The 2911-nt window shown below is 38.6% G+C and carries 3 protein-coding genes; all 3 read left to right on the top strand.

Annotated features, from left to right (window positions below; translation table 11 throughout):
• Positions 1 to 307 precede the first annotated feature (307 nt).
• Complete coding sequence (gene cas6 / locus J7K79_RS07715) at positions 308 to 1036, top strand: CRISPR-associated endoribonuclease Cas6 (RefSeq protein WP_296907175.1); 729 nt, start codon at positions 308 to 310, stop codon at positions 1034 to 1036.
• Positions 1027 to 2385 (top strand): Cas8a1 family CRISPR/Cas system-associated protein, encoded by a 1359-nt coding sequence (locus J7K79_RS07710; RefSeq protein WP_296907172.1) that lies wholly within the window; start codon positions 1027 to 1029, stop codon positions 2383 to 2385. The genes cas6 and J7K79_RS07710 overlap by 10 nt, the downstream gene beginning before the upstream one ends.
• Positions 2378 to 2911 (top strand): type I-B CRISPR-associated protein Cas7/Cst2/DevR (gene cas7i, locus J7K79_RS07705; RefSeq protein ID WP_296907168.1); only part of this gene is annotated, 534 nt, incomplete at its 3' end. The genes J7K79_RS07710 and cas7i, both read left to right, overlap by 8 nt.

Here is a 2911-nt window from a genome sequence, read left to right as displayed (position 1 = left end):
GGTTTATGATGAACCAGTATCAGAAAAGTAAGAAATACTCTTGCCTTCCAAAAAAGCCTGTGGTATAATTTCTTCGAAAATCAACGAGTTTCAATACTTCCTTTGAGGTATGGAAACAAACGAACGAATTGAAAAAACAATTGTTTCGCGCGGGTTTCAATACTTCCTTTGAGGTATGGAAACGAAAAATCCAGGTGGGAAAGGCTCGAAGGTTTTTCTCCAGTTTCAATACTTCCTTAGAGGTCTTGGAAACATTCCTAAAAACAATGTATTATTGGGGGGCATTAAAAACTCAGGGGGATGATTTATGAGGATATTCGTTAAAATCCAACCAGAAAGCGGTTCTGAAGGTAAGTTTCCAGCTGATTATAGAAGAATTTTTATGTCTTTGTTGAAACAAGCATATGAATGTACACCGTTTGAAGAGATTGTCAACTCCCATGATCGCATACCAAAGCCATATGTCTTCAGTGTTGGTTTCAACAGAATAAAAGAAATATCCGGAGACTCAATTATCTTTGAGTCTCCGGTTTTTTTTAATTTTTCCTCTTCTATCCCTCAGATGGTGGGTTATTTATATAACTACATCATTTCACAAACCTCAATTGTGAACGGTTCAAAGGTCGCGGGTGTAAATCTTCCCGTACCAAAGGTTATAACTTCCAAAACGGTGACCTTCAAGATCATGGGAAGTGCTGTTTTAACAAGATCGGAAACAGAGAGGTATTACGTATCACCCGAAGATGATGATTTCGAGGAAGCTCTGAACTACTCCCTGCAAGTTCGGTTGAATCTTTTAAAAGGATTCTTCGAGAAGTTCAGCGTCAAAGTACCAGATTTTAAACCTGTAAGAGTTGTAAACAAAAATCTCAAGAAAGTTCCTGTTAAACACTACGGAGGATATATAGAAGCCTTTTCCGGAACCATCACTCTTGATGGCAGCCCTGATATTCTGAATTTCCTGTATGAAAACGGAATGGGAGTCCGTACAGGACAGGGCTTTGGAATGCTCAAGGTGGTGAAAGAGTGGCGCTAGTCATATATCCGCAAGGATGGCTTCACAATGCAAACGTTTACGGTTTTCTGAAAGTTATAAACGAAAAATCGAAAGAGGGGAAGATCTCTTTCAAATTATCAGATATCTTGAAAGACGATGGTACGGTTGTTTTAACAGATGAAACATTGGATGAATTGTATTTGGATGGCAAATTCGATAATTTGTCTTTTCCTAGGTTATTTGTTTTTATCCTGGAGGAGACAGTAAAAATAGAAGAGGATATAGAAAAATCGTACAACTATTTCAGAGGCAATGTTGGTTATTATGAGAACTATGTAGCACAAGTCAAAAAGGAAAAGTTCATGGAAAACTTACCAAAAATCATTCGCTCCATATTTAGAAAACCTGTGTTGTTGGGCTCCGAACAGTGTTTCTTCTGTGGAAATCCTCTAAAAACTGATGAAAACAAATCGATTCTCCAGAGGAAACAGTTCTCAAGGATTCTCTTCAAAGAATTTTCATCGTCAGAAGGGAAATTTCCGAATTCGTTCTGGAACATGTCCAATGAATTCTATCTGTGTGATGTTTGTTCTCAAATGGCTCTGTTCAGACACTTTGTTTTTCCAAGACGGGGAGAGGGAATATTCGTAAACGTTCCTTCCTTCAAGGCCATATGGTACCTGAACGAAGCGATTCAAGCCTACAAGAATTTATCCATGGAACTTTCAGTTTCAAGGGCAATATCAGAGGTTCACTTAAAGCTTCAAAGACTTTTAGGAATTTGGGAGAGGCAGAACGTGGAAATCATTCACTACGATGGTAAATCCTATAGAATGTATTACATGCCACAAAGAGTACTCGAGCTTTTGCTGAACACTCGAATTTCCTCCATTTTGAATTCCTTGAATAGTATCAAAATCTTTGAGGCAGTGATTTACCAAGAAAGGTTAAACGAAATCCTGGATTGTGAATATCTGCTAATAAAGTACCTTCTCGATATCTCCATAGCGGGGAAAAGTCACCTGTCTGAGAATGTCAAGCAATACGTGAGAGGGGATGCTAGATATTACATAAATGCCTTGCCCGATCTTTTCCAAGAAGTAAGGAACACAATGGGGGTGAAACAGATGGTACCAGTCTGGAGAATGAGAGAACTCGGCAGAGAAGCATCCCAGCTGTTCGAACGGACCAAATACAGACTTTTAGAACTGATAAGACTTGCAAAGAAGGACGAAGTTTATCACCTGATTTTGAAAACGTATATGACAAGAAAAAAACCTTTCCCAGAAGAATTGAACAAGGTCTTCTCAGCAGAAGACGAGGATTTTAAGAATTTGATGTTTGCTTACGTGAGTGGAATGATAAGTGGGGGTGAAGAAAATGAGTAATCTAAAGGCAATTACTGCTACGGTTGTTTTTGAAGCTTCTGCTGTGAACAGAGATGAAAATATAGCGAACAATATTCAATCATTAAAAAAACTTCGAAGAAATGATGGCGTCTATACCTTCTTTTCACGAGCCAGTATGAGGCATCACATTTTCAATGCTCTTGTGAAAAAACACGGTTGGAAACCTGCTAAAGTTGCAAAAGATCGTGACGTTATCCAGTTTGATATATTGGATGAAAGTATCCTGACTTCAGAAGAACTTGATTTCTTTGGGTACATGAAAACCTTAGGGAGTGGGAATATTTCTATTTCGAGAAAAGCACCTGTTGGCATGACAAAAGCTATTTCTCTGGAAAGATGGGAAGGAGATATGGCGTTCTACGCCAACCATGATCTGGTCCAGAGGGCTCGTGAGATCGGTGAAAATGCAGACCCAAATCCATTTTCTAAAGAGGAGCATCTCTCACTTTACAAGTACTCTGTTGTAGTAGATCTTGAAAATATTGGCAAAGAAAGAATTGTGATC

The organism is Thermotoga sp., from assembly GCF_021162145.1.
GTDB lineage: Bacteria > Thermotogota > Thermotogae > Thermotogales > Thermotogaceae > Thermotoga.
The sequence above is the reverse complement of the archived record's forward strand: the minus strand, read 5'-3'. Positions and strand labels throughout refer to the sequence as shown.